Below are 26,543 nucleotides of genomic sequence, written 5' to 3'. Positions count from 1 at the left end.
CCACCCAAGGGGAGGGACGACATGACCACCCGTCATGTGACAGTAGGCGTGGACGGTTCGCTCGTCGCCGTAAGGGCGCTGGACCGGGCCTGCGAAGAGGCCGTGCTGCGCGGCGCCGTGCTGGACATCGTGTACGCCGTGCCCGACCTCGACGAGGCAGGCCCGGTACTGGCGTCCGCCGCCTCCCGGGTGCGTGACCGCCACCCCGGCTTACCAGTCACGGCCTTCGCCGTCGAGGGCGGTCCTGTCCAGGCGCTGCTGCGTCACGGCCGCGACGCCGAGCTCATCGTGGTCGGCTCCCGCGGGCTCGGCAGCGTGGCCGGACTGCTGTTCGGCTCGGTGAGTCTGCGGCTGGCCGCGCATACGCACGGCCCGCTGCTCGTCGTACGAGGGGACCGCAGGCCCGCAGACCGTGGCGAGGTGTTGCTCGGGCTGGAGAGCGACACCGATGCGGATGCGGCCGTGTTCGCCTTCGGGGAGGCGGCGCGCCGCGGAGCCCGGCTGCGGGTCCTGAACGCCCGGCACCGTCGCTACCTGGAGCCCGAACTCCCGTCCCCGGTCTCCGTGCGCCAGGTGGAGAAGGATGCCACCCGGCAGGTCCGAACCGAACAGGCCGTGCCCCGCCTCGCGGCGGCCGGGCCGGGGCAGTGGTACCCCCATGCCGAGGTAGGGATCCGCACGGTACGGACCGGCCCGGCGTCCGCGCTGCTGAAGGCGACCTGTGACGCCGCGGTCGTGATCGTCGGCGCCCGCCGCGGACCCCACCGGCTCGGCCGGCAACTGGGCCCGGTCACCCACGTCTTGCTCAACCACTCCCATTGCCCGGTCGTGGTCGTCCCCACCGGGACCTGAAGAAGGTCTCCCCATGTTCCACAACATCACCGTCGGCCTGGACGGCTCACCCGGGAGCCTCGCCGCCGTCGAGGTGAATGAGCAGGCCCTGATCGGCACGGCGATCCTGGCCGTACCGGACGGCGCGCGCCGTGGGGCCACCAGGGCCCCGCGGCGGCCCGGGTGGCCCCGGTCTCAGTAGGCGGTGAGCCCCTGTTCCCTGAACTGTTCGCGCACCCGCTCGGTCAGCGCCGGTTCGGGAGCCGGGTTGTCACGCAGCGGGAAGGGGATCCCGAGAGCTTCGTACTTCGCGGCGCCCAGCTTGTGGAACGGCAATACGTCCACCCGGCCGACATTGCCGAGGCCGGCGACGAAGCGGGCGAGCCCGGCAACGGCCTGGAGGTCGTCGGTCCAGCCGGGCACCAGGACGTAGCGGATCCACACGGGGATGCCCAGGCGGTCCAGCCGAGTGGCGAAGCCGAGCGTGGGCGCGAGCTCTCCGCCGGTCAGCTCCCGGTACGTACGGATGTCGAAGGACTTGATGTCCAGGAGCACCAGGTCGGTGTCGGCGAGCAGTTCGTCGGTGGCGCGGGCGCCGAGGACGCCGGAGGTGTCCACGGCGGTGTGCAGTCCCGCCTCCTTGCACCGGCGCAGGATCGCGCCGGTGAAGGCGGGCTGGAGCAGCGGCTCGCCACCGGTGATGGTCACCCCGCCGCCCGCCGTGGTGATGAAGTCCCGGTACTTCTCGATCTCCGCCATCACCTCGTCGACGGTGGCCTCCCGCCCGTCCCGCAGGTGCCAGGTGTCGGGGTTCGCGCAGTACAGGCAGCGCAGCGAGCAGCCACTGACGAAGAGGACGAACCGGGTGCCGGGGCCGTCCACGCCGGTGGACAGGTCCCAGGAGTGGATCCGCCCCGTCGTGATGGCCTTCACGGTGCTCACAGCGATCCGTGGAAGGTACGGCTGATCACGTCGAGCTGCTGCTCGCGGGTCAACCGGACGAAGTTGACGGCGTATCCGGAGACCCGAATGGTCAACTCCGGGTATTTGTCCGGGTGTTCCATCGCGTCTTCCAACGTGGCCCGGTCCAGGACGTTGACGTTCATGTGGAAGCCGCCGGAGGCCGTGTACGCGTCGAGGATGCCGACCAGGTTGCCCGCGCGCTCCTCGGGGTGGTGGCCCAGGCCCTCGGGCGTGATCGTCGTGGTCAGTGAGATGCCGTCACGGGCCTGGTCGTAGGGGAGCTTGGCGACCGAGAGCGCCGAGGCGGCCACCCCGTGCCGGTCGCGGCCGTTCATCGGGTTGGCGCCGGGCGCGAAGGGCTGTCCGGCGCGGCGGCCGTCGGGGGTGTTGCCGGTGTGCTTGCCGTAGACGACGTTGGAGGTGATCGTCAGCACCGACTGGGTGTGCTCGGCGTCCCGGTAGGCGGGGTGCTCGCGCACCTTGACCATGAAGGACTCGACCAGCCCGACCGCGAGGGCGTCGACGCGGTCGTCGTTGTTCCCGTACGCCGGCCAGTCGCCCTCGGTCTCGAAGTCCACCGCCAGCCCGGTGGCGTCGCGGATCACCTTCACCCGCGCGTACTTGACGGCGGACAGGCTGTCGGCGGCGACCGACAGACCCGCGATGCCGCAGGCCATGAAGCGGTGCACCGGATGGTCGTGCAGCGCCATCTCGACGCGCTCGTAGGCGTACTTGTCGTGCATGAAGTGGATGACGTTGAGCGTGTTGACGTACGTCGCCGCCAGCCAGTCCAGCATCCGGTCGTACGCCGCCGACAACTCCCCGTACTCCAGGTACTCGCCGGTCAGCGCGGGCGTACCGGGGGTGATCTGCTCGCCGCTCAGCTCGTCCCGGCCGCCGTTGATCGCGTACAGCAGCGCCTTGGCGAGATTCACCCGGGCCCCGAAGAACTGCATCTGCTTCCCGACCGCCATCGCCGACACGCAGCACGCGATCGCGGTGTCGTCGCCGGTGCACGGACGCGTCAGCTCGTCGGACTCGTACTGGACGGCGCTGGTGTCGATGGACACCTGGGCGCAGAACTCCTTGAAGCCGAAGGGCAGTCGGGGTGACCACAGCACGGTCAGGTTGGGTTCGGGCGCGGGACCGAGGTTGTAGAGGGTCTGGAGGAAGCGGAAGGAGGTGCGGGTGACCAGCGGGCGGCCGTCCGAGCCGAGGCCGCCGATGGACTCCGTCACCCAGGTCGGGTCGCCGGAGAACAGAGCGTCGTACTCGGGGGTGCGCAGGAACCGTACGATTCGCAGTTTGATCACGAAGTCGTCGATCAGCTCCTGGGCACGGGACTCGTCGAGGACCCCCTCGTCCAGGTCCCGTTGGAGATAGACGTCCAGGAAGGTGGAGGTGCGGCCCAGCGACATCGCGGCGCCGTTCTGCTCCTTCACGGCGGCGAGGTAGCCGAGGTAGAGCCATTGCACGGCCTCGTGGGCGGTGGCGGCCGGGCGGGAGACGTCACAGCCGTAGGTGGCCGCCATTCGCGTCAGCTCGCCCAACGCCCGCATCTGCTCGGCGAGTTCCTCACGGTCCCGGATGGTGTCCGCCGTCGACGGCCGGGCGTCGAGGAGAGCGCGCTCGGCACGCTTGGCGTGCGCGAGGAACGCTGTGCCGTACAGCGCCACCCGCCGGTAGTCGCCGATGATCCGGCCACGGCCGTAGGCGTCGGGCAGACCGGTGATGATCCCGGCCTTGCGGGCGGCCCGCATCTCGGGGGTGTACGCGTCGAAGACGCCGTCGTTGTGGGTCTTGCGGTAGGTCCCGAAGACGCGGGTGACGAAGGGGTCGGGCTCGTACCCGTACGCCTTCAGGCTGTTCTCGACCATCCGCAGGCCGCCGTTCGGCATGATGGCGCGCTTCAGCGGGGCATCGGTCTGCAGGCCGACGATCAACTCCCGCTCGCGGTCGATGTATCCGGGCGCGTGCGAGGTGATCGTCGACGGGGTCGCGGTGTCGACGTCGAGGATGCCTCTGCGCCGTTCCTCCGGGAACAGGGCGCTGACCTTCTCCCACACGGCTCGGGTGCGGTCCGTCGGGCCGGCCAGGAAGGCCGGATCGCCCTCGTACGGCGTGTAGTTGGCCTGGATGAAGTCGCGTACGTCGATGCCCCCCGGACCTCCGGCCCGGGAGCCCCCCGTCTCGCTTCGCTCGCGCCACCGTGTCCCGGCGAAGCCACGCCATGCCTCGGGCGCCCGCGTCGCGGCCGTCACTGTCGCTGTCATCGCCGGTTCTCCCTTGCCTCGCACTGGAATGTCTCCGCCTCGATCCTCGTGACGTGCGGCGGCAGGAGGGGAGGGCCGGGCAGTGCACAGGACCCCGCCGTCCGTCCCCTTGTGGGGGCCGTTCGGCCCGTCCTCCCGCGACGGCCTCTCATCCGACGGGCGGATCCGGCCGGACGAGCGTGCCCGACCTGCCGTGGACGATCTCGTACGCCGCGTCCAGGGCACCGATCGCGGCCGCCCCGCCGGTCCGCTCGACGAACCGTGCGGCGGCCTCGGCCTTGGGCCCCATCGAACCGTCAGGGAATCCGCCCCCGCGCAGTTCGGCCGGGGTGGCGTGGAGGAGGGGCCGCTGCTCGGTGGTGCCGTAGCCGGCGTAGACGCAGGGAACGTCCGTGAGGATGAGCAGGAAGTCGGCCTTCAGGTCCTCGGCAAGCAGCGCCGCGGTGAGGTCCTTGTCGACGACGGCTTCCACGCCGGTCACCGCGCCGGTGACACGGTCGGCGGTGACGGGAACGCCTCCGCCGCCCGCGCAGATGACGAGCGTGCCGCTGTTCAGCAGCTCGCGGATCGTCTCGGTCTCCAGGATCCGCTCGGGCGCCGGGGACGCGACGACGCGACGCCGGCCCGTGCCGTCCGCCTTGATCTGCCAGCCCTGTTCCCGGGCGAGGGGCACCGCCGACACGCCCGGGTACACAGGGCCGACGAACTTGGTGGGCCGGTCGAACGCGGGGTCGTCGGCCCGTACGAGGGTGTGGGTGACCAGCGCGGCGATCCCGCGCCCGGGCAGGGCGTTGTGCAGGGTGCGCGCCAGCAGGGAACCGATCAGGCCCTGGGTCTGGGCGCCGAGCATGTCCAGCGGATAGGGGGCGCTCAGGGTGGGATCGGCCGCACTCTCGACGGCGAGCAGGCCGATCTGCGGCCCGTTGCCGTGCGTGACGACGATCTCGTGCTCGTGGGCGAGAGCCGCGAGCGCGGTGGTCACCCGGTCGATGTTCGCCTGCTGGACGGCCGCGTCGGGGCGTTCGCCGCGGTGCAGCAGGGCGTTGCCGCCGAGGGCTACGACGATGCGCATGGGTCAGTCCTCCAAAGTGCCGCCGAGCATGCCGAGTTCGCCGAAGCCGAGGGCGGTGCCGATGCCGGTGCGCTCGATGAGGTCCCGACGGCGGGGTCCGGACAGGCCGGCCTCGCCGTACGTCGAGGTTCCCGATGACGGTGCGGCCGCGTCGGACGGTCCGCTTCCAGCGTCCTGGCCGAAGCGGACGCGCTGCAGGGGCCGAACGGCCCCAACCTCCCGCCCCCGGCGCCGATTCCGCCCGAAACGAGCAGGCGGCGGCGCAGGACGGAAGAACCCGGTTCGGCACCCGTGCGGCTCCGGGAAGCGAGGGAAGGGACGTTCGGCCCCTGTGACGGTACCTGTGGGCCCCTGTGGGCCGACTGGTCCGGGCAGGACATTGAGTGCAGGACGACGACGGCACGCGGACAGATATCGCGCTACGCCTACCAGACCCAGACAGGGATGAACATCATGGCAGTACACGAAACTCCCGGCCGGCACACGGGGTTCCACCTCCCGTCACGACGGCGGGCCGGCGCGTCCCAGAGGTCCGGCGAGACCACAACCGACACGACGGCCACGGCGACCAGCGCGCAGGTCTTCGCGGGGCTGCGGATCGCGACCGGGTTCATCTTCCTGTGGGCCTTCCTCGACAAGACCTTCGGCTGGGGCTACGCCACCGCGTCCGACAAGGCGTGGACCGACGGCGGTTCACCCACCAAGGGCTTCCTCAGCGGCGTCGCCGCCGGACCCATGCAGTCCACCTTCCATTCCTGGGCCGGAGCGGGCTGGGCGAACTGGCTGTTCATGCTCGGCCTGCTCGGCGTCGGTCTCGCCCTGGTCAGCGGCATCGCACTGCGGCTCGCCGCGGTCGCCGGCACCGCCCTGATGGCGTTCATGTGGATCGCCGAGTGGCCGCCCGCCAAGCACCTGGCCGACGGCTCGCCGAGCATGTCCTCCAACCCGCTCATCGACTACCACGTCCTGTACGCGGTCGTCCTGATCGCCCTCGCGGTCGCCTCGGCCGGCACCACCTGGGGACTCGGCAGGACCTGGGCCCGCCTCCCCGTCGTCCGCGACCACGCCTGGCTCCGCTGACCGCGGCCCGTACACAGGGGGACCGGTGATCCGGTCCCCCTGGCCCGACCTCCGGCGGTGAGCAGCGGCACCGCGCGGTCCCACCGGGGCGCGCCGGACAGCTCGGCCTCCCACGCCGCCGACCGCGCAATGGGCGACAACGCACCTATTCCACAAGGAAGTTGGCAGCATGTCCCGCATCATCGCCGTGGGCCTGGACGGCTCGCGCGAAAGCCTGGCCGCGGCGGACTGGGCGGCCCGTGAGTCCCTGCTCCGTGATCTGCCCTGCCGCCTCGTACACGCATGGGAACTCCAGTCGTACAACTACCCCACCGCCTACGCGCAGTCGGTCGGGCCGGGGCTGCAGCGCCACTGGGCGGAGCGCGTGCCGCGTGAGGCCGAGGAGGATCTGCGTCACCGCTACCTCGACCTGCGGGTCAGTGCGGACCAGGTCAACGGGCAGCCGGTCCCGGTGCTGCTGGCGGCAGCGGACGACGCCGAACTGCTGGTCATCGGATCGCGGGGGCTGAGCGGTATCGGCGGTTTCCTGGTCGGCTCGGTGGCCCTCTCGGTGGTGGCCCACGCATGCCGCCCGGTGGTTCTGGTACGGGCCGAGGAGCCGGACGCCTCCAGCCCTCGCCCCGCGGAGCCCCCGTTCGGCGAGGTCGTGCTCGGCCTGGACCTGCGGCGGCCCGCCGACGAGCTGATCGAGTTCGCCTTCGACGCCGCCGCCCGTCGCGAGTCGGCGCTGCGTGTCATTCACGGCTGGTCCCCGCCGGCCTACTACGGCATGGACACCGGCTTCGGCTACACCTCCGGCGCCGTCACTCCGGGCCTGGGCGGCGAACTGGCCGCACAGGAGGCGATCGGGCTGACCGACGCGCTGCGCCCGTGGCGGGAGAAGTTCCCCGGAGTCCAGGTGACGGAGGAGTCCGTGACCGGCGGAGCCGCCCACCACCTGGTGGAGGCCGCTTCCGGCGCCGGTCTGCTGGTCATCGGTCGCCGCAACCGCGAATCGGCGATCGGCACACACCTCGGCCCGGTCGCCCACGCGGTGATGCACCACGCCGCGGCCCCGGTCGCGGTCGTCCCGCACGACTGACCCGGGTGGCCCCGGCCCCCCGTACCCACCCCGGAGCGGATCAGCGGACGCTGATGCGCTCCGGAGCAATGCGCACCCACATTTCGCGATCGCCGCCCCCGATGGCGCGGAGCGGGCCTCGCCGAAGAGGTGCCGGGCGGCGGGGTCGGTCACGTACTCGGCACGGCCGACGACGAGGACGCTCCAGCCCTGGCTGGGCGCATCGCCGATGTGGTCCACCTCGAAGGCGGCCTCGGCTCCGGCGGGCGTGGCACCGGGGAGCAGCACCGGGCGTGGTCCTGAAGGCGACCGTGCCGTCCGCGGTCGTGTGGTTGTCCACGGCCGTGCGGTTGTCCGGGACGAAGGCGGTGCCGTCGGGTGCGGACCGCGGGTCGCGTCCCACGCCGTGCCTGGAAAGCCGGGCTGCCCAGCGCTCCCTGTGATCCTCCTCCGTCAACTCGGCTTGGTGAGCCGCCTGTTCCATGACGGGACCGTAAGTCGGCATCGCCTCCGCGCAGTTGAGCAGCAGTGGTCTCCAGTGCGTCGGCCTGCCGGGTCGGGAACCCCGTTCCCGGTGAGGTCGGCCGCTCCTCCACGCACCGCAGGTAATTCAGAGCCACGCCCGCTCGGCCACCTGCTCCCTGGAGAGCCCCAACTCCTCGCGCCGCAGGCCCACCCGCTGCCCGATGTCCCCTGCGTACCTCAGCGGTTCCGACACGGCCGATCGCTTCCTTTCCACTTGTCACTCATCGGTCACGGGGTGTGCAGCGGCCAGGGCCCGGTCCCCGTCCGGGCGGCCGGCGGCCCGTGTGGACCGGCTCTCCGCGCGGGCTGTGCCGAAGCCGGCCAGGCCGGCGGCGAGAGCGGCCGCAAGACCGGGCCAGGCTGGCGCCGAGGTCTCCAGGACGGCCCGCAGGAACGGCACGTACAGCGCGGCCGCGCCCAGACCCGCCGCGGCCAGCACCGCCCAGGGCAGGAAGGGGTTCTCACGGGTGAACAGCCGCTCTCGCAGCCCCAGTACGACGCCGAGCTGGGCGGCCAGCAACGCGAGGAACAGCGTGGTCTGCCAGGGCTGCCCGGCGTGCCGGGCCCACAGCCCCGCGGCGAGACTCGCGACGGTGACCACCGTGCCCAGGCGGAGTATCCGCTGCCACAGCCCGCCGCCGAGCACATGCTGCCCGGGCGGGCGCGGCGGGCGGCGCATGGCCTGCCGGGAGACCGGCTCGGCACCCATGGCGACACCCGTCAGACCGTGGGTGAGGAGGTTGATCCACAGAATCTGGCCGGCCCGCAGGGGCAGTGCGAGCCCGAACAGCGGGCCGAGCAGCATGACGAGGATCTCCGCGACGCCACCGGCCAGGGCGTACAGCAGGAAGCGGCGGATGTTGTCGTAGACCCGGCGGCCTTCCTCCACCGCCGTGACCACGGTGGACAGTTCGTCGTCGGCGAGCACCAGGTCGGCCGCCTGCCGGGCGACTTCGGTTCCCCGGCGGCCCATGGCCACACCGATGTCGGCCTGCCGCAGCGCCGGGCCGTCGTTGACGCCGTCGCCGGTCATGGCGGTGACGGCACCACCGGCGCGCCAGCCCTGGACGATGTCCAGCTTCTGCTGCGGGGTGGTGCGGGCGAACACCCGGACCCGGGTGAGGTCCGGGACCCGCCCGGCGGCCAGGTCCTCGCCGGTTACCACCTCGTCGGAGGCGGTGGTGCCGGGGGCGCCGTCGCGGGGGCCGAGGATCCCGACCCTGGTCGCGATGGCGCGGGCGGTGGCCGGGTGGTCACCGGTGATCAGCACCGGGGTGATGCCGGCCAGCCGGCAGGCCGTGATGGTCGCCGCGGCAGCCTCCTTGGGCGGGTCGCTGATGGCCACGAGACCCAGCAGCCGCAGCCCGGTCTCGGCGTCCTCGTACCGGGCCGGTAGGTCGTCGCGCAGGGCCGACGCCACGGCCAGGACGCGATAGCCCTCGGCGGAGAGCGCGGCGGCCTCCTGGCGGGCGCGTTCCAGCAGGTCGGGGCTCTCGTCCAGGGTCTCGCCGACGAGCACCGCCTCCGGCGCGCCCTTGAGAAAGACCTCGACCTGGCCGGAGGGCGCGCGGTGCAGCGTGGTCATGCGTTTGCGGAGACTGTCGAACGGCACCTCGCCGACGCGCGGGTGCGCGGGCAGCAGTCCGGCACGGTCGCGGCCGGCCTTCGCGGCGGCGGCGAGCAGCGCGGCCTCGGTGGGATCGCCGAGCGCCGTCCAGCCGTCCGTGCCGTTCTCCGAGGGCCGCAGCGAGGCGTCGTTGCACAGCGCGGCCGCTGTGAGCAGGTCCTGTACGGCACGCAGCGTGGCGGGGTCCGGGGGCCCACCGGCGACCAGGACCTCTCCCACCGGCCCGTATCCGCTGCCGGTGAGAACGGCCGTGCCGGTCGTGCTCCCGGTGGTCCAGACCCGTTCCACGACCATCCGGCCCTCGGTGAGAGTGCCGGTCTTGTCGGTGGCCAGCATGGTGACCGAGCCGAGGGTCTCCACCGCGGACAGCCGTCGTACCAGCGCGCGGCGGGCGGCCATCCGCCGGGCACCGAGCGCCAGGCCGAGGGTGACGACAGCGGGCAGCGACTCGGGGACGGCGGCCACGGCGAGGCTGACCGCGGTGACCGCCATGATCTGAGGCGACTGGCCGCGGGCGAGGCCGAGAACGAAGACGATCAGGCACAGGCCAACCGCCACCAGGGCCAGCACCCGGCCGAGGCCGGCCAGTCGGCGTTGCAGGGGGGTGGGTTCGGGGTGCGGGTGAAGCAGGGCGGCGATGCGGCCGAGAGCGCTGTGCGGCCCGGTCGCGGTGACGGTGGCGACGGCCCGGCCGCGTACCACGACGGTGCCCGCCTGGAGCCGTCCGGCGTCCGGATCCTCGGCCCCCGCGTCCTTGTCCACCGGCACCGACTCGCCGGTCAGCGCCGCCTCGTCGACCAGCAGTGCGGACGACTCGGCCAGCACCGCGTCCGCGGGGACGACATCGCCCTCACCGAGCACCAGAGCGTCGCCCGGTACGACGGTCGCCGATGCCACCTCGTGTTCGGTGCCGCCGCGCAGCACCCGGGCCGTCGGGGCAGTCATGGCGGACAGCGCCGCGACGGCGTTGTCCGCGCGAACTTCCTGGGCCACCCCCACGGTGGTGTTCGCGATGATCACCAGGGCGATGACCACCGCGTCCGCGTGGTCCCCGGTCACCACGGTGAGTACCACCGCCGCCAGCAGGATAAGGATCATCGGATCGCGCAGTTGCGCGCCGATCCGCGAGCGCAGCGGTATCCGGCGCGGCGCGCCCAGCTCATTGCGACCGCATTCCGCAAGCCGCCGGGCGGCCTGGTCCGCGCTGAGACCCGGTGGGTGCACGATGCCGGGTGCGGGTGCGGGTGCGGGTGCGGGTGCGGGTGCGGGCTGAGGTGTCATGGTTCTCTCCGGGTTCGATGCGATGGCCGACGGTGGTGCACGGTCTCCGGGATCCACACCGGCATCCGCGGGTTCGTGCCGGTCCTGCCAGGCGATCACCACTGTGGTCCGTGTCATCCCGGCGGTAGAGCCGTTGGGCGTCCATGTCCGGGCGCCGGCACAGGAGTCAGGCGCGCTTCTCGCTCCACAGGGGACCGGTCAAGGCCCACGCCCGCTCCCACTGCGCCGCGCGGTGCCGGTCCAGGCGCATTCGTACGGCCCGACGGCCGGCCAGCAGCAACAGGGCGACGCCGCTCGCGGCCAGCACCCCCACGAGAGCGGACCGTGCGACGGCCTGCCCCGGGGTGAGCGGCGCACCGACGAGCCGCTCCTGCCCGTCCGTCCAGATCACGGTCGTGGCGCCTGCTCTGCTGCCCGGCGCGACACGTGCCCCCGCGGTACGGGCCGAGTCGCCGGACGCCGTCCACCGAACGACCGCCCAACTGCGGGCGTACGTGCCGGGCCCCGAGTTCCTGGCGTCCTCGGTCAGCACGGCGGAGGTACGGTGCCGGTCCTGGCGCTGGTGGAGCAGCCCGCTTTCGACGGTCACGGCGCTCAGGGCTCCGACCAGGGGCATGCCCACCGCCATCGCCACGGCCGTCACCAGGACGACCCACGCCTCGACGGCATCGGAGCGACGCCTGAGCGGATTGCGCCGCCACCGCCAGCAGCTCACCTTCCCGCCCATGACCTCCACGCCCCTGACCGAGTCCCATTTCCGAACGCCGCAGTACGAGTAGCCCCGCAGTGACGATCGCAGGCACTCCGCACACCGGAGCAGGGCCCATCGGCCCATGTATGAGGCCGATGGGCCCCGTTTGGCCCTCGACGGAGCCCCGACGAAGCCCTTGATGGCCGGTCGACTCGACGGCGGGGCCGGATTGGCTTCGGCTGCTTGGCCTGCCTGCCGGGGGCTCACCCACGGCCCTCGCAGCGTCGGTTGTTCCGGCCTGTCGTTCGGATCCTGCCGATACGACTGCCATGGCGGCGAGTCGGGGGAGTCCTGGATGGCACCGTTGACGGGCCCGAAGTCTCTCCAATTGCTCAGGGTGCGACAGGACAGGGGAGGGTTGGGCGCGCGCTCCGTTGCCGGCCCGCCGGACCGGCAGCGGCCTCGCCGCTACGACCTGGTGTCGGCCCGCCCCGGCTGGTCCCCGTCCGGCTGCCGTGCGGAGGTGGTGGCGGTGTCGGCGGCGGGCTCGTTCTGTAGCGGTGGTTCGGTTGCCACGACGACCACCTGGTCCTCGGCACTCCACTCGCGGCGTTCGCCCTTGTGGGGGTTGAGCCGGACCCCGTGGCCCGGGGGCATCGCCCACCGGTCGTGACGGCGGTACCCGATGGCACATTCGCCGAGGTCGCGCGCGGCGGCCACGACGGTGGCGAAGGTGGCTTCGCTGCCCGGACGGACGTAGCGCCCCGCAGGCCGCAGACAGATCCCGCTGCCGTCGGCGGAGAACAACTCGTCGAACACGGCAGCCAGATGCCGGTTCTGCGCGATCTGCGCCATGAGCAGTCCGGTCAGCTCTCCGCTGACGATGACGTCGGAGCCGGGGTTGACGGGCGCCAGGGGCCGGTTGCGGTCGTCGGTGAGTTCGGTGACCACGCGCAGTTCCCGTCCGGTGCGCTCTTCCAGCAGCCGCAGGGCCAGCAGGGTGACCAGCGTCCGGTCGTCGGGACGCTCCGGACCCTCGCCCGGATCCGGGCCGAGGACGACCATCCCGTCGTACGGGGCGAGGTCGAGCCCCAACAGGGTCTCGGGCCGCGACAGGTCGGCGGACTGGAACCGTACGGCCAGCCGCGCGGCGGGCGCTGTCGTGGGGTCCGGTTCCCGTGCCGGCCCCGGGACGGCCCTGTCCGTCACCACGTCCAGCACCGAGCCCGGCCGGGCCGTGCGCCGCAACTGGTCGACGAGGAGGGGCGCGCGTCTGTTCCAGCCGAGCAGCAGCAGGCGCGCGGCGTCGTCCGGCGGCGGCTGAGTGGTGACCATCGCCGACGGGTCGATCAGGTGATGACAGTCCTCCGGCCGTACCGCGTCCTCGTCGCGGGTGAGAACGATCAGACGGCTCCCCGGCGCGACGACGGTGTCCGCGGGCGGGCTCAGCAGCGTCCGGCCCCGCGGGGTGAGCAGTCCGACCACGCAGGAGGTGGCATGACCCAGCAGGGCCGCACCGAAGGGGCCCGCGTGGAACGCGTCGGCGTCGGCGAGGTGGAACTCGTCACCGGCGAAGTCGAGCAACTCGCGCAGGACGAGCGAGAGTCCGGGACGGCCGACGCACTGCGCGATCAGCCGGGCCGTGACCGTGTCGGTCTCCAGGACCGTGCCGCGTGGGCCGGCGGCCAGCTGAGCCGGCGCCCGGTACCGGTCGTCCCGTACCGCGGCCAGCACCGGCGGCCCGTCCGCCCCCTCACCGAGAACCGCTCGCAGCGCCAGCAGGGTGCGCAGCACCTCGGCGTCCGCCGTCGGTTCCCCGGACGGCAGCACCAGTACGGTGCTCGCCGTCCGCGGGCTGACCAGCGCGAGTACGCCGGGGTCGCTCGCCGGGCCGCTGCGGCAGATGATCCGGGTCCGGCCCGTCGGACCTGTCCGGGCGGCCAGGGCCCGCTCCATCTCGGCCTTGTCGCGGTCCGCCAGCAGGACGACGGCCCGCGGCCGGTACGGGGCCTGGGCGGCGACCAACTCGCCCACCACCGTGGACACCTGGTCCGACCAGCCGAGGACGACGGCATGGCCCTCCTCCAGAACGGTCGACCGCCCACGGCTCAACTCCGCCAGGCGCTTCTCCAGGCCGGTGCTGATCACCCCGACAAGGGTCGACACACAGAGCAGGGCGACCAGCCCGAGCAGGGCCGACAGCAGCATGCGCAGTGGGGTGCCGGTCAGCGAACCCAGACGCAGCGTCTCCCCGCTGGTCCGCCACACCGCCGTCAGCCTGCCCGACAGTGACCGCGGGGAACCGGGGTCCGTCCACACCAGCAGCGCGCTCACCGGCACGACGACGGCCAGGCAGGAGATCACCAGCCAGCCCATCAGACTGCCGGTACTGCGGGCCAGCGTACGGTCGAACCGGTAGCGCGCCCTGTCCCGCAAAGAAACCGGCCGCCGGCCCTTCAGCGGTTCCACTCCCACCCCACTCCTCGCCCGTCCCGCGCTCGCCGCGGTGCGTCGTCCCGTGCCGGACCGCCGTCCGCCGTGCGGACGGGTACGGCGGTGACCGGCCCGCCTTCGCACAGTGCTGCCTGTGGCATCGGGACACGCGGGATTCGGGGGTTGATTCATTCTTTCGGGCAAGTGCCCCGGTCATGCCGAGGGGCGCGGAGGCGGGGTGTCAGGGGCGGTATCCGGTTCTGTCCGCGTCGGTGATCGGCCGGATCACGCGCGCCGGGACTCCGGCGACCATCATGCTGTCGGGCACGGACCTGGTGACGACACTGCCCGACCCGACGATGACGTCGCGTCCGACGGAGACTCCGGGATTGATGGTGACGCCGCCGCCGATCCAGGTGTTGTCGCCCACCGAGACCGGACGTGCGTAGCAGCCGCCGGCCACCCGCTCGGCGGGGTCGATGGCGTGGTTGCTGGTGTAGATCGACACTCTGGGGCCGAACAGGACGTTGTCGCCGATGGTGATGCCGCCGCCGTCGAGCAGGACGCAGTCGAAGTTGGCGTAGAAGTTCTCGCCGAGCGTGATGTTGGACCCGAACTCGCACCGGAGCGTGGGCTCGAAATGCGCCGCGGCGCCGGTCCCGCCGAGGAGGCGCCGCAGAATCCCCGTCCGCTCCGCCACGGGCCGTCCGAAGCTCTGGTTGTACTCGTCGGTGAGCAGCACGGTCTGCTCCCTCGCCCGGACGAGCTCATCGAGCAGGTCGTTGTACATCGCGCCGCTGAGCATGCGCGCACGCAGGCCTTCAGAAATCACGTGCTGGTCGCTCTCTCTCGTGGTGTGTCCACTGAGCGTAGGGAGCGGAGCTGCCCCCCGTGGCCCCCTGCTGTCAGCCCGAGTCGGACAGACGCTCCGCGGCCGTCAGCGCCTCCAGCGCACTGGCCTGCGTACGCCAGTCCGAGGGGTTGGGGCTGGTACCGGACCAGCGTTGGCCGAGGCGGTTGAGGGTGTCCCGGTCGCCGGCCCAGATCGAGTCGGCCTGTTTCGTGACGTACGCCCGGTAGGTGTTCGAGGTGGTGGCGGACGCCAGGTCGCCGAAGTGCCGCATGAAGATGCCCTTGAACTGCTTCTGGTTGTCGTCGCAGGACGCGGTGCCCACATCGCAGGACTCGGTCAGCACGCCGCCACGGGTCAGTGCCGGTGAGGAGATCGCGGCGTCGGCCAGACGCTTCGCCGTGTCCAGGTACCGGCCGCTTCCCGTGGACCGCCACAGTTCGGTGAAGGCGCCGATGGCCAGCCCCTGGTTGTAACTCCACACCGTCTGGCCGTTGTTGCCGCAGCCCGAGGTGAGCCCGTCGTTGACCAGACCCGAGGAGTTGATCAGGCCGGCGGCGAGGTACCAGTCGGCTGCCGTGGTCGCCCGGGCGCCCCACATCGTGTCGCCGCCGATCCGCTGGTGCAACGACGTGGTGAGCCACAGGTACAGGCCGTTGGTCACGGCGTTCTTGTACGTCCGCTCCCGGTCCCACCACACCCCGCCGCCGCAGCTCCCGGTGTCCCAGAACTGGTGGACGTAGCCGGTGATCGTGACCGCCTCGTCCAGGTACCGCTGCTGCCCGGTGTGGTCGTAGGCCGCCAGCCAGGCCACCGCCCACCACGCCGCGTCGTCGACGGCGCGGCTGATGAAGTGGCCCTCGACCGGATCCGAGCCGCGCGCGCCCGCGGGGAAGACGCCGCGGTTCTGCTCGAAGGTACGGGCGATCGCCCAGTCGTAGTCGTGCCGCCCGCTCTGCCGGGCGAAGTCGACGATCGAGGTGAGAGCGACGGCCGAGTTCCACCAACTGCTGCGCCACCAGCCCTCGTTGGTCTGGTACGACGCCATCAGCGCGTCGGCCGCCGCGCGTGCCCGGGTCGGTGCGGGCCTGACCCAGGCCGTGCAGCTGCCTTCCTGGTGCGCGGCCTCACGGCCGCACGCGCGGACCGCCCCGCCGTACAGCAGCCCGCGCGGGTCCCGGGTCGCGTACATCGGGGTCCTGGCCGAGACCGCCCCGGAGGACACACTCGTACGGCCGAGGGAGGAGCCCTCGGGGTGGCTCGCGCCGCCGTTCCAGGAGCGGTCCAGCCAGATCTCGTCGCCCGCGCCGCCGCCCGCGATGACACCCCAGGCCATGGCGCCGCGCTGATCGACGTGCAGGCTGATGGTGCGCCCGAAGAGGGTGGCAGGCGGTACGGGTGTGTCGTCGCCTGCCGCGGTGCCGGGGTCGGCGCCGTCGCAGGACGTGCTGTCGCACACCCGCGGGTACACCCAGTCGGTGCAGGTCACCGTGGCGGCGTCGGCACAGGCGCGGATCCAGCCGCGCCGGTGCCCGACCGGATCGGTGATGTTGTACAGGAGGGTGCGGGTGCCGGTCCACGAGCCGGGGACGGTCGCTCTGCCGAGCAGGCCGTCCCAGGTGGCGCCCCGGTCCCAGGACCGGTCCAGCCAGACCGAGTCACCCGCCGCGCCGTTGTCGACGCTCGCCCAGGCCATGTTGTCCGGGTCGGAGACGTGCAGTCGCAGAATCCTGCCGTTGATGTTCTTGTCCGGTACCGGAAAGGCGTCCTGCCGTGCCTTCGACGGGTCGAGGGTGTCGCACGCCAGGGCGCAGACCGGCGTCGCGGCGCGGGCGGGGGCGGGGAGGGCGACGAGGCCGGTCAGTGCCAGGAACAGGGCCAGGAGTCCGCCGAGGAGGGGGTGGATGCGTGCTGACATGACATGCCGCCTCTCTGCGAGGGCGTGCGAGGAGGGGGAGGGGCGGCCGCCCGTGGAGGGTGGCCGCCGTGATGAGTGCCTGTCGCGCCGGTCAGGGAGCCCAGGGTGCCGTGATCGCCCAGGTGGTGTCCGGCACGAGGCTGGCCGGGTTGTCCCAGGTGTGCGTGCCGCCCTGCTGGGCGAGCCAGGCTTCGGCGTTGATGTGCCTCAGGTACTGGCGGGGGAAGGCCGCGGCCGACAGCCGGACGCCTCCGCTGCCCTGCACCGGGCACCAGGTCGCGTCCTCCCTGTAGACGGTGGAGTTGTCGTTCGCGTCGCGCCGCACCCGGAACTCCCGGTGACGCAGGTACTCGCCGGGGTAGTTGCGGGACTCGAAGGAGTAGCAGAGCCGGTTGGCGAGACCCGGCTTCACCTTCCAGGTGGCGTCCGCCTTCAGCAGGGCCGTGCTGGCGGAGTTCACCACTTCGGTGGCGCCGAGCCCGTCGACGTGCCGCAGGTAGCGGTCGGTGTAGCCCGGGGTGGTGACCCTGATCGAGACGTACTGCTCCGCTGTCAGCCTGACCGGCGGGGCGACCGTGCGGGAGGCCGCTATGAGCGCCTGGTTGGCGGCGCGGACGCGGGCCTCGTCGACCTTGACGACCTGGCGGTCGTAGGTGAGCAGGCCGTTGGCCTCGTTCTCCACGTCGGTGATCTGCGTGTAGACCGCCGCCGAAAGGCCGCCCGCGGGCATGGAGTTCTCCCGCATGCCGTCGAGCAGTCCGACGGTACGGTCGTTGAGGGCGGACAGCGTCGGCTGGTCCTCGTAGCTGAACCCGCCGCCCGGATACCACTCGTGGCCGGCGACGCGGAAGCCGAGGCCGCCGTATTCACCGAGCACGGAGGCGCGCACGGACTCTGTCGGGGTGTTGCCGGGGCCGACGTAGTTGTGGTTGTCGATCACATCGCCGTTGCCGCCGTCCTGGGAGCCGCAGCAGTTGACGCCGCTCATGTTGTTGACGAGCCGTGAGGGGTCGTACGACTTGACCATGTCCGCGATGCGGGCCTGGTCGTACTGGCCCCAGCCCTCGTTCTGGTCGACCCACATGATCAGCGAGGGTGAGCTGCGGTGCTGGTCGATGATGGCGCGGTACTCGTTCTCCCACTGGGTGCGGGCGGTGCTGGACGGGCTTTTGCCGGTGTCCATGGCGGGCATGTCCTGCCACACCAGCAGCCCCAGCCGGTCCGCCCAGTAGAACCAGCGCTGCGGCTCGACCTTGATGTGTTTGCGGACCATGTTGAAGCCGAGGTCCTTGTGCTTCTGCAGGTCGTACCGGAGGGCGGCGTCGCTGGGAGCGGTGTAGATGCCGTCCGGCCAGTACCCCTGGTCGAGGGTGCCGGTCTGGAACACGAACGAGCCGTTGAGCACCGGCCGTCGAACGCCGCCCACGTCCTGCACCGAGACGGACCGCATGCCCGCGTACGCACCGACCTTGTCGGCGCCCGCGCTGCCGGTGAGTTCGGCCGTCACGTCGTACAGGAACGGGTCCTCCGGCGTCCACAGGCGGGCGCCCGGCACCGGCACGGAGATCTGCCGGCCTCCGGTGCCCGTCGCGGTGCCGACCTGCGTGCCGCCGCTCGTGACGGTGACCCTGACGCTCGCGCCGTCGGCCCCGCGCACCGTCACCCGCAGGGTGCTGTCCTGGAGGTTCGGCACCATGTCGAGCCGGGTGATGTGCGCGGCGGCGGTCGGTTCCAGCCAGACGGTCTGCCAGATGCCGGACGAGGCGGTGTAGAAGATGCTGTTCCCGGCGTGCGGCGCGACGTCCTGGATGCGTTGCTTGCCGACTCCCTGGCCGCCGGTCTGCGTGGGGTCGTGGGCGGAGATGACGATGGTGTTGGTGCCGCCGTTCAGCAGCGCGGTGATGTCGTACGAGAACGCGTCGTAGCCGCCGCGGTGGACGGCGCCCGCCGCCTGTCCGTTGACCTGGACCGTGGTCTCCCAGTCGGAGGCGCCGAAGTTGAGCTGGACGCGGCGGCCACTCCAGCCGGCGGGCACCGTGAAGGTGCGCTTGTACCAGAGCTTGTCGTTCTCGGTGATCTTCCGCTGAATGCCGGAGAGCGAGGACTCCGGCGCGAACGGCACCCTGATCTGTTCGCCGAACGTCGCGGGTTGCCCGGCGTCGCGGGAGGTGACGGCGAAGTCCCAGATGCCGTTGAGATTGGCCCAGTCGGGCCGGGTGAGCTGGGGGCGCGGGTACTCCGGCAGGGGGTTGTCGACCGGGACCTGGTTGGTCCACGGGGTCGTCATCGGCGCGGGCTTGGGGGTCCAGGCCGCCGCGGCGGCGTCGGCAGGGGGCGCTCCGGAGGCGAGGAGGCCGGTGACGGCAAGTGCCAGCGACGCGGCGGCCGTTGTGACGCGCCGCCAGACCCGTCTGGTTCGCGCGGGGCGGCGAGCGGGGGCGGGTAACAGGATCGACATGGGGATCGCTCCAGGGTCTCGGCGGCGCACGCGGGAACGTGCGCCATGGACGGACAACGTTGTCGTCGTGCGACGAACGCCCTTGTCAGGGGGTCGCGTTGAGCAGATCGAGTGCGCTGTGCTGGCGCGCCGCGTCCACCGTGTCGACCGGTCCCGACCAGCGAAGTCCGTACTGGTCGAGGGCGTTGCGGTCGCTCGCGTAGGCACGGTCCGCCTGGCGGTTCAGGTAGGCGGTGTACGGACGGTCCGCCAGCGCGGCGTTGAGCTTGCCGAGACCGCGCACGTGGGCGCCCTTGAAGGAGGGTCCGTCGCCGCCGCAGTCGCCGCCCTCGCAGGGGTCGCGCAGGATGCCGTCGGCCGTGTGGAGCGAGGAGGTCGTGGTCGCGGCGTCGGCGATCTGCCGTGCGCGGGTCAGCAGTGCGCTGTCGCCGGTCGCCCGGTTCAGTTCGGTGAGAGCGCCGAGCAGGACGCCCTGGTTGTACGACCAGACAGCCTGGCCGTTGTTGCGGCAGGTGGACAGATCGACGCCGTCGTTGACCAGGTTCGAGCCGTTGACCATTCCGGTGCCCTGGAACCAGGACCAGCCGGCGCGGGCCCGGTTCAGATACGTCGTGTCGCCCGCGATGCGGTTGTGCAGGGCGGCGCTGAGCTGGATGTAGAGCGAGTTGGCGATGGCGTTCTTGTACGTCCTGGCGGTGCTCCACCACACCCCGCCGCCGCAGGTGCCGTCCCAGTACGCGGCCATGTGGTCGGCGTCGGCCCGGGCGGTGCTGAGGTAGCGGCTGTCGCCGGTCAGGTCGTAGGCGGCGATCCAGGCGAGCCCCCACCAGCCGGTGTCGTCGAGGTACTCGTTGCGGAACTGCCCGTCGCGCGCGTTCAGGTTCAGGTCGTACGTGCGGGAGATCGCGTACGAGTAACTGGCCATGCCCGTCACCCGGATGTTGTCGACGAGGGCGTTGAGGGCGTTGGCGGAGTTCCACCAGCCGGTGGTGTCGAACAGGCCGGTGGCGTAGTTGTAGGAGGTCATCAGGCCGGTGGCCGCCGCGGTGCGCCGGTCGCCGGCGTTCCACTTGGTGCGGGCCCACGGGGTGCACGCGATCTCGGCGCGGTCCCCGGCCTTGCCGCAGGCACGCAGGGCGCCGACGCCGTGCCTGTTCCAGTCGTCGACGTTGTACATGAGCGTGCGCCAGTCGCGTCGGCCCGCGGGGATCGCGGTGTTGCCGAGTCTGCTGTCCGCACTCCAGGTACGGCCGCCGTCGAAGGAACGGTCGAGCCACACCTCGTCGCCCGGACCGCCGTTGCCGATGGTCGCCCAGCCCATCGCGTCGGTGTCGTCGAAGTGGAGGGTGACCGACCGTCCATGGACGGTCGCCGTGACCGCGGTCCGGTCGGCCGGGGCGAGGGCGGGGTCACGGGCGTCGCAGTACTTGTTGCAGACGGTCGCCGCCGCGCCGGTCCCGAGAGCGGACGCCGACTGCGGGACGAGGGCCGCGAGCAGGGCCAGGGCGAGCACCGTGGCCGGGCGTCCGAGTAAGCGGAATCTTGGCAGGGGAGTCATGGGGCCTCCCTTTCAGGGGGATACCCCCGAGCCCTGCCGTGGTCCGCTGTCGGCCGCTGAGCGGAGGACGTCGGTGAAGCGGAGGGTCGGAGGCAAGCTGTGGACAGTCGATGAGAGCGCTCTCGGACGGTAGTGATGAGCAGGCGAGGCGTCAACGGGTGTGACGGGCAACGGAGTTGTACCTGACGTCGGCGGGGGTGGGCTGTGGCCGCCGTGGTCTGCTTCTGAAGGCCGAGGGCTGCGTGGGTGCCGGGTGGTTGGCCTGCGCTTCGGCGGGGTTGGCGCCCTGGCGACTGGACACCCCGCGGTCCTTCTCGGCCGACCCTTGGGCCGGACCGCTCAGTCGTCCCCGGCGAGTTCGGCGGCCTGGGCGAGCATCCGGGCGTGGTCCGGTTCCCGGCCGGTGAAGAGGCGGAAGGCGTCGGCGGCCTGGAACACCAGCATGCCCAGGCCGTTCAGTACGGTGCAGCCGCGTTGCCGTGCCAGGCGCAGCAGTTCGGTCTCCGGCGGCCGGTACACCACGTCGGCGACCCACAGGCCCGGGTGGATCAGGCCGGCGGGGAGGGGGAGCCCTGGGTGGGCCGCCATTCCGGTGGGAGAGGCGTGGACGAGCCCGTCGGCCCGGGACGTCAGCGCCACGAGACCGGCAGTGTGGGCCGCGTTCGCCCGGCCGTCCCCGAATCGCCGGTTTAGGGACGCGGCGAGTGCCACCGCCCGATCCGTCAACGGGTCGACGACCGCCAGGTGTTGGGCACCCCGCGTAAGCAGTGCGTGCGCGACGGCGGCTCCGGCCCCTCCGGCACCGAGTAGGACGACCCGTTCCAGCCGGGCGTCCGGCAGTTCCCGGTCGACGGAGGCGGCGAAGCCGGTGACGTCGGTGTTGTGGCCCACCGCGCGGCTGCTCGCGCCTCGGCCCTCGAAGACGACGGTGTTGACCGCGCCGACCGCAGCCGCCTGCGGGGTGAGTTCGTCGAGGTGTTCTATGACGAGTTGCTTGCAGGGGTGGGTGATGTTGAGGCCGCGGAACCCCATGTGCCGTGCGGAGCCGACCAGTTCGCCGAGCCTGCCGGGCGCTCCGCCGAGGGTGTCGATGTCGATCAGACGGTAGAGGTAGCGCAGCCCCTGCCGGTCGGCCTCACGCTCGTGCAGCGCGGGGCTGAACGAGGTGCGGATGCCGGAGCCGATCAGGCCGATGAGATAGGAGTCCTCAGCCGTCTGCCGGGGCACTGCCGGGCTCCCTTTCACAGGCCCAGATAGATCTGGCGGACCCGTGCGTCCCGGCTCAGTTCCTCGGACGTGCCCGTCATCGCCACACCGCCGTTCTCCATGACCAGGCAGTGGCTGGTCGCGCCGAAGGTGAGTTTGGCGTTCTGCTCCACGAGGAGCAGGCTCAGCCCCTCCTCCCGCAGCCGCCGCAGTGTGTCGAGGATGAAGCCGACGAGGATGGGGGACAGACCCATCGACGGTTCGTCGAGCAGGAGGACGCGTGGCCTGGTCATCAGGGCGCGGCCGATCGCCAGCATCTGCTGCTGCCCTCCGGACAGGGCCCCGGCCAGCCGGCCGCTCATCTCCCGCAGAACGGGGAAGAGTTCGTACACCTCTTCCAGGGTGGCCCTGGTCTCGGCGTCCCAGCGTCGGGCGTACGCGCCGAGCAGCAGGTTCTTCTCCACGGGCAGGCCGGGGAAGACATGGCGCCCCTCCGGGACGTAACCGATGCCGTGCCGCACCATGTCCCGGGCCCGCACCCTGGTGAGGTCCCGCTCGCCGAGCGTGACCCGGCCGCCGCTTCGCGGAACCAGGCCCATCAGGGCCTTGAGCGTGGAGGTCTTGCCCGCTCCGTTGGCGCCGATGACGCCGACCGAGTCGCCCGGAGCCACGCTGAAGCTGATGGAGCGGACGGCGCAGACACCGCCGTAGTGCACGGAGAGCTCCCCGACGGCGAGGGTGCCGCCGGACTCGCTGCGGGAGGGGGCGAACAGGGCCTTCATCGGGTGGTCTCCTTCCGGGCCGGGGCGGTGTCCTCGGTCGGTGGGGCCGGTGACGCGTCCGCCAGGGCCGAGTCGCCGAGGTACGCCTCGATCACCTCGGGGGTCGCCACCACCTCGGCCGGGCTACCCTCCGCGATGACCGCGCCGCCGGAGAGGACCGTGACCCGCTCGCACAAGGACATGACGAGGCCCATGTTGTGCTCGATGAGGACCACGGTGGTACCGCTGTCGCGGATCGAGCGCACGATACGGGCGAGCTGTTGCATCTCCTCGCCGTTGAGGCCCGCGGCCGGTTCGTCCAGGAGCAGCAGGCGGGGGCGGGAGGCCATGGCGCGGGCGATCTCGATCCGGCGCTGGATGCCGTAGGGGAGGGATCCGGGCGCTGCCTCGGCGAAGTCGGCGAGCCCGAAGCGGTCCAGCAACTCCGTTGCCTCGTCGCGCAGTTGACGCTCCTGGCCGATGACTCCGGGCTGCCACAGCGCGTAGCGCCAGATGGCGTGCGTGCGGGTGCGGTCGAGTGCGACGAGGAGGTTCTCCCGGACCGTCAACAGGTTGAAGAGGCGCAGGTTCTGGAACGTCCGGGCGATCCCGAGGTGGGACAGGGCGTAGGGGCGGGCGGTCGTGGTGGTGTGACCGGCGAAGGCCACCTGCCCCGACGTCGCCCGGTAGAAGCCGCTGATCACGTTGAACAGGGTCGTCTTTCCTGAGCCGTTGGGGCCGACGATGCCGCGGATCTCGCCGGGAAGGACGGTGAGGGAGACCTCGGCCAGCGCCCGCAGCCCGCGGAAGTCCTTGGTCACGCGCCGGACTTCCAGCAGCGGCCGGTCATCGGCGACCCGCGCGGGCTCGGATTCCCCGTACGGCTGGAAGGGCCGCAGTTCCGCGCGGTTCTCGGCGTGTCCGCGTCGCCGGTTCACGAACTCCCGTACGCGGCCGGGTACTCCGGCAAGACCGGTCGGCGCGAAGACGACCATCAGGACCACCACCACGCCGTAGCCGAGCTGTGCGTACGTGGAGAAGTCGGAGAGCCACTCGCGGATGAGGGTCAGCCCGACGGCGCCGACCACACAGCCGGCCAGCGAGCGCCGGCCGCCGATGATGACCATGGCCAGCAGGATGAACATGTTGCCGATCGAGAAGGTCTCTGGCGCGACATAGCGGATGAGGCCCGCGTACAGGACGCCGGCCAGGCCGCCGTACAGGCTGGCGAGCACGAAGGCGGTCATGCGGAGGAGCGGGATCTCCGCGCCCACCGCGGCGGCGGCCAGCGGGTCGTCCCGCATGGCGCGCAGTCTGCGGCCGAGCGAGGTACGGACGACGAAGAGACCGAAGGCGAGGCCGAGCGCGCAGACCGCCAACTCCAGGTAGTAGTAGAGGTATTCGCTGGAGAGATCGATGCCCGGCAGGGTCGGCTGCGGAATCCCGGAGATGCCGTCGGCGCCTCCGGTGATCGAGGCGTTGGTGATCCAGTTGATGAAGCCGAGGGCCAGACCGAGTGTGACGATGCCCAGGTAGTGCGACTGCATCCGCAGGGCGGGAACGCCGACGAGGAGTCCCGTCGCCACGGTCGCGAGAAGCGCGAGGACGGCCGCTGCCCAGAACCCGTAACCGGAGTCGGTGGTCAGGATCGCGACGACGTAGGCGCCGACTCCGAAGAAGGCGACCTGGGCCAGGTTGATCTGACCGGAGACGCCCATGGCGAGCCCCATGCCGATGGCGAGGACGGCGTAGATGAGGGCGATGTCGACGACGTGGATGGCATAGCCGTCCAGGCCGTACGGCAGCAGCCACAGGACCAGCGCGACGGCGGCGAGCGAACCGGCGCGGAACGTGCGGACGCCGCGGAACCCGGGGAGCTTCACGCGCGGCTCACCGTCCTCTCCCCGAAGACACCCATCGGGCGGATCATGATGGCGACGGTGAAGACCAGGAAGGTCACCAGGACCGAGTAGCCCTGGAAGTGGCCGGCGGCGTACGAGTCCAGGACGCCGATGGCGATTCCGCCTACGACGGCTCCGGGGATGGACCCGAAGCCGCCGAGCATCGCGGCGGCGAAGCCCTTGATGCCGAGCGCGCCGCCGAGCGAGGCGTCGACGTACAGCATCGGGCCGACCAGACCGCCGGCCAGGGCGGCGAGGCCGGCGCCGATGGAGAAGGCGAGGGCGTTGCTGCGGCCGACGTTGATGCCGACGGCGGTGGCCGCCTCGTGGTCCATGGCGACGGCCTGCATGGCCACACCACGCTTGGTGCGGGCCAGGAACCAGGCCAGCCCGACCACGGCGAGCGCCGCGACCGCCATGACGAGCAGGTCGTACGTCCGCACGCGCACCCCGAACAGGTCGAGCGGGGCGGACCGCACGGGGGAGCGGACGGCGCGCCCGGTGGTGCCCCAGATCAGGATGGCGACGGCCTGGAGGACGATGCCGAAGCCGATCGTGCCGATCAGCATCAGGTCGAAGTCCTTGTTCTCCAGGGGCCGCAGCACCCGTTCGATGACCAGGCCGATCGCCCCGGTGACCACGATCGCCACGATCATGGCGACGGCGAAGGGCAGTTTGGACGTCAGATAGAAGGTGGAGGCCGCGTAGGCGCCGATCATGGCGATGTCGGCGTGGGCGAAGTTGACCAGGCCCATGGTGCGGTAGACGAGGGAGAAACCCATGGCGACCAGGGCGTAGACCGCCCCGAGGCTGAGTCCTCCGACGAGTGTCTGCAGTGTCTCTTGCACCGGACGCTCCCGTTACCGCGCCGAGGCGGGGACGAGCTTGCCGTCACGGATGACGCCGATGGTGGTCCGGGTGATGCCCACACCGGTCTCGTCGTACTGGAAGTCGCCCAGGAGCCCCTGGTGGCGGGTGGCGCGGATCGCGTCGGCGAGTTTCTCGCCGGTCGCGCCCTTGCTGGTCTCCAGGGCGGTCAGCAGGATGTTCGCCCCGTCGTAGGCCTTGGCGCCGTGCAGCTCCGCCTCCTTGCCGTACGCGGTCTTGTAGGCGGCCGCGAACTTCTTCGAGGCGGCGCTGACGTCGTTGCTGAGATAGGGCGAACTGACGATGGTGCCCTCGGCCGCTTCCTCGCCCGCGGTGTCGATGAAGACGGGCGTGCCCTGCGGCGCGGCTCCCGCGAACGGCGCCGTGATGCCCAGGTCCCTGGCCTGCTTGACGATGAGCCCGGCCTCCACCTCCTCCGAGCCGATGAAGATCACCTCGGGCTTCTTCGAACGGATGGTGCCCAGTGCCGCGCTGAAGTCCTTCTGGTCGGTGGTGACCACCTGGTCGGTGGAGGGAGTGACGCCGAGATCCTTGGCGGCCTTCAGGAAGGCGTCGTGCTCCCCCTTCCCGAAGGAACCGTTGTTCGTGATCATGGCGACCTTCTGGAAACCCTTGTCCCGCACCAGGTACTTCGCCAGCGTCGAGTCGTACGTGGTGCTCGTCGGCCCGTTGAGGAAGAGGTACGGGCTCTTCAGCGCGACCAGACCGTCGGACTGGCCCGACGTGATGTTGGGGATCTTCGCCTGCTGGAGCACCGGGCCCATCGCGATGGTCACGGCGCTCTCGGCCGTACCGATCATCGCGACGTACTTGTCGTTGACTATCCGGCGGGCGAGGTTGGTGCCGGTCGTCGGGTCGCCCTGGTCGTCGAAGAGCTTGATCTGGATCTTGCGGCCGTCGATGCCGCCCTTCCTGTTCCACTCGTCGACGGCGAGCTTGGCGCCCTTGTACTCCCAGTCGCCCAGCGAACTGAGCTGCCCGCTCTGCGCGTTGACGACGGCGATCTTGATCGGGCCCGAGTCGGACCCGCTCTCGTCGCTGGACTCCCCGGGCGCGCTGCACGCGCTGAGGACGGCGGCCGTGACGACCGCGGCGCAGGTGGCGGTACGGACGGAACGTGGTCGTGGGGTGCTGGACATGAGGTCACCTCGCTGAGAGGAGGGCGGG

19 protein-coding genes are annotated in these 26,543 nt (G+C 71.5%); 4 read left to right on the top strand and 15 right to left on the bottom strand.

Annotated elements, in window-relative coordinates:
• Positions 1–21 precede the first annotated feature (21 nt).
• Together ACIBLC_RS12340 and ACIBLC_RS12335 are read left to right on the top strand one after the other, a co-directional pair.
• Positions 22–852: a universal stress protein gene (locus ACIBLC_RS12340; RefSeq protein ID WP_399210789.1), complete on the top strand. Its 831-nt coding sequence runs from the start codon at positions 22–24 to the stop codon at positions 850–852.
• Positions 853–865: 13 nt separating this feature from the next.
• Positions 866–1,033, top strand: coding sequence for a hypothetical protein (locus ACIBLC_RS12335; protein ID WP_399210788.1), 168 nt, complete (start codon positions 866–868; stop codon positions 1,031–1,033).
• Here the strand turns inward: ACIBLC_RS12335 and pflA are convergent.
• From pflA to ACIBLC_RS12320, 3 genes are all read right to left on the bottom strand, one after another.
• Positions 1,027–1,773 (bottom strand): pyruvate formate-lyase-activating protein, encoded by a 747-nt coding sequence (gene pflA / locus ACIBLC_RS12330; RefSeq protein WP_399210787.1) that lies wholly within the window; start codon positions 1,771–1,773, stop codon positions 1,027–1,029. The two genes, ACIBLC_RS12335 and pflA, sit on opposite strands and share 7 nt — an antisense overlap.
• Positions 1,770–4,067: a formate C-acetyltransferase gene (pflB, locus tag ACIBLC_RS12325; RefSeq protein ID WP_399210785.1), complete on the bottom strand. Its 2,298-nt coding sequence runs from the start codon at positions 4,065–4,067 to the stop codon at positions 1,770–1,772. Before pflB ends, pflA begins: the two co-directional genes overlap by 4 nt.
• A 148-nt stretch (positions 4,068–4,215) precedes the next feature.
• Entirely contained in the window at positions 4,216–5,139 is a 924-nt protein-coding gene (locus tag ACIBLC_RS12320) for a carbamate kinase (protein WP_399210784.1), read from the bottom strand.
• A gap of 453 nt (positions 5,140–5,592) precedes the next feature.
• On the opposite strand from ACIBLC_RS12320, the gene ACIBLC_RS12315 reads away from it, so the two are divergent.
• Both ACIBLC_RS12315 and ACIBLC_RS12310 read left to right on the top strand, forming a co-directional pair.
• Complete coding sequence (locus ACIBLC_RS12315) at positions 5,593–6,219, top strand: hypothetical protein (RefSeq protein WP_399210783.1); 627 nt, start codon at positions 5,593–5,595, stop codon at positions 6,217–6,219.
• A 169-nt stretch (positions 6,220–6,388) separates the two neighbouring features.
• On the top strand, positions 6,389–7,300 hold the full coding sequence (locus ACIBLC_RS12310; RefSeq protein ID WP_399210782.1) for a universal stress protein: 912 nt from the start codon (positions 6,389–6,391) through the stop codon (positions 7,298–7,300).
• Positions 7,301–8,021: 721 nt separating this feature from the next.
• Here ACIBLC_RS12310 and ACIBLC_RS12305 read toward each other — a convergent pair.
• From ACIBLC_RS12305 to ACIBLC_RS12250, 12 genes are all read right to left on the bottom strand, one after another.
• Positions 8,022–10,712 (bottom strand): cation-translocating P-type ATPase, encoded by a 2,691-nt coding sequence (locus ACIBLC_RS12305; RefSeq protein WP_399210781.1) that lies wholly within the window; start codon positions 10,710–10,712, stop codon positions 8,022–8,024.
• A 166-nt stretch (positions 10,713–10,878) separates the two neighbouring features.
• Positions 10,879–11,439 carry a hypothetical protein gene (locus ACIBLC_RS12300; RefSeq protein ID WP_399210780.1) on the bottom strand — a complete coding sequence of 187 codons (561 nt, stop codon included), beginning with the start codon at positions 11,437–11,439 and terminating at the stop codon, positions 10,879–10,881.
• A 432-nt stretch (positions 11,440–11,871) separates the two neighbouring features.
• On the bottom strand, positions 11,872–13,872 hold the full coding sequence (locus tag ACIBLC_RS12295) for an NAD-binding lipoprotein (RefSeq protein WP_399210779.1): 2,001 nt from the start codon (positions 13,870–13,872) through the stop codon (positions 11,872–11,874).
• Positions 13,873–14,077: 205 nt separating this feature from the next.
• Entirely contained in the window at positions 14,078–14,668 is a 591-nt protein-coding gene (locus ACIBLC_RS12290) for a sugar O-acetyltransferase (RefSeq protein ID WP_399210778.1), read from the bottom strand.
• 73 nt (positions 14,669–14,741) lie between these two features.
• Positions 14,742–16,604, bottom strand: a complete 1,863-nt coding sequence (locus tag ACIBLC_RS12285) for a glycoside hydrolase family 76 protein (protein WP_399210777.1) — start codon at positions 16,602–16,604, stop codon at positions 14,742–14,744.
• Positions 16,605–16,695: 91 nt separating this feature from the next.
• Entirely contained in the window at positions 16,696–19,062 is a 2,367-nt protein-coding gene (locus ACIBLC_RS12280) for an AbfB domain-containing protein (protein ID WP_399210775.1), read from the bottom strand.
• Between the two features lie 85 nt (positions 19,063–19,147).
• The gene (locus ACIBLC_RS12275) at positions 19,148–20,620 is read right to left on the bottom strand and encodes a glycoside hydrolase family 76 protein (RefSeq protein WP_399210774.1); all 1,473 of its coding nucleotides are present in this window, start codon (positions 20,618–20,620) and stop codon (positions 19,148–19,150) included.
• A 339-nt stretch (positions 20,621–20,959) separates the two neighbouring features.
• The gene (locus ACIBLC_RS12270; RefSeq protein ID WP_399210773.1) at positions 20,960–21,847 is read right to left on the bottom strand and encodes a shikimate dehydrogenase; all 888 of its coding nucleotides are present in this window, start codon (positions 21,845–21,847) and stop codon (positions 20,960–20,962) included.
• A gap of 14 nt (positions 21,848–21,861) precedes the next feature.
• Positions 21,862–22,608, bottom strand: a complete 747-nt coding sequence (locus tag ACIBLC_RS12265; protein WP_399210772.1) for an ABC transporter ATP-binding protein — start codon at positions 22,606–22,608, stop codon at positions 21,862–21,864.
• Positions 22,605–24,470 (bottom strand): ATP-binding cassette domain-containing protein, encoded by a 1,866-nt coding sequence (locus tag ACIBLC_RS12260; RefSeq protein ID WP_399210771.1) that lies wholly within the window; start codon positions 24,468–24,470, stop codon positions 22,605–22,607. Before ACIBLC_RS12260 ends, ACIBLC_RS12265 begins: the two co-directional genes overlap by 4 nt.
• Entirely contained in the window at positions 24,467–25,336 is an 870-nt protein-coding gene (locus ACIBLC_RS12255) for a branched-chain amino acid ABC transporter permease (protein WP_399210770.1), read from the bottom strand. The genes ACIBLC_RS12260 and ACIBLC_RS12255 overlap by 4 nt, the downstream gene beginning before the upstream one ends.
• A gap of 12 nt (positions 25,337–25,348) precedes the next feature.
• Positions 25,349–26,515, bottom strand: a complete 1,167-nt coding sequence (locus tag ACIBLC_RS12250) for an ABC transporter substrate-binding protein (RefSeq protein ID WP_399210769.1) — start codon at positions 26,513–26,515, stop codon at positions 25,349–25,351.
• Positions 26,516–26,543: the final 28 nt, after the last annotated feature.

It is taken from the genome of Streptomyces sp. NPDC050535, assembly GCF_044457665.1.
Taxonomy (GTDB): Bacteria; Actinomycetota; Actinomycetes; order Streptomycetales; family Streptomycetaceae; genus Streptomyces.
The sequence above is the reverse complement of the archived record's forward strand: the minus strand, read 5'-3'. Positions and strand labels throughout refer to the sequence as shown.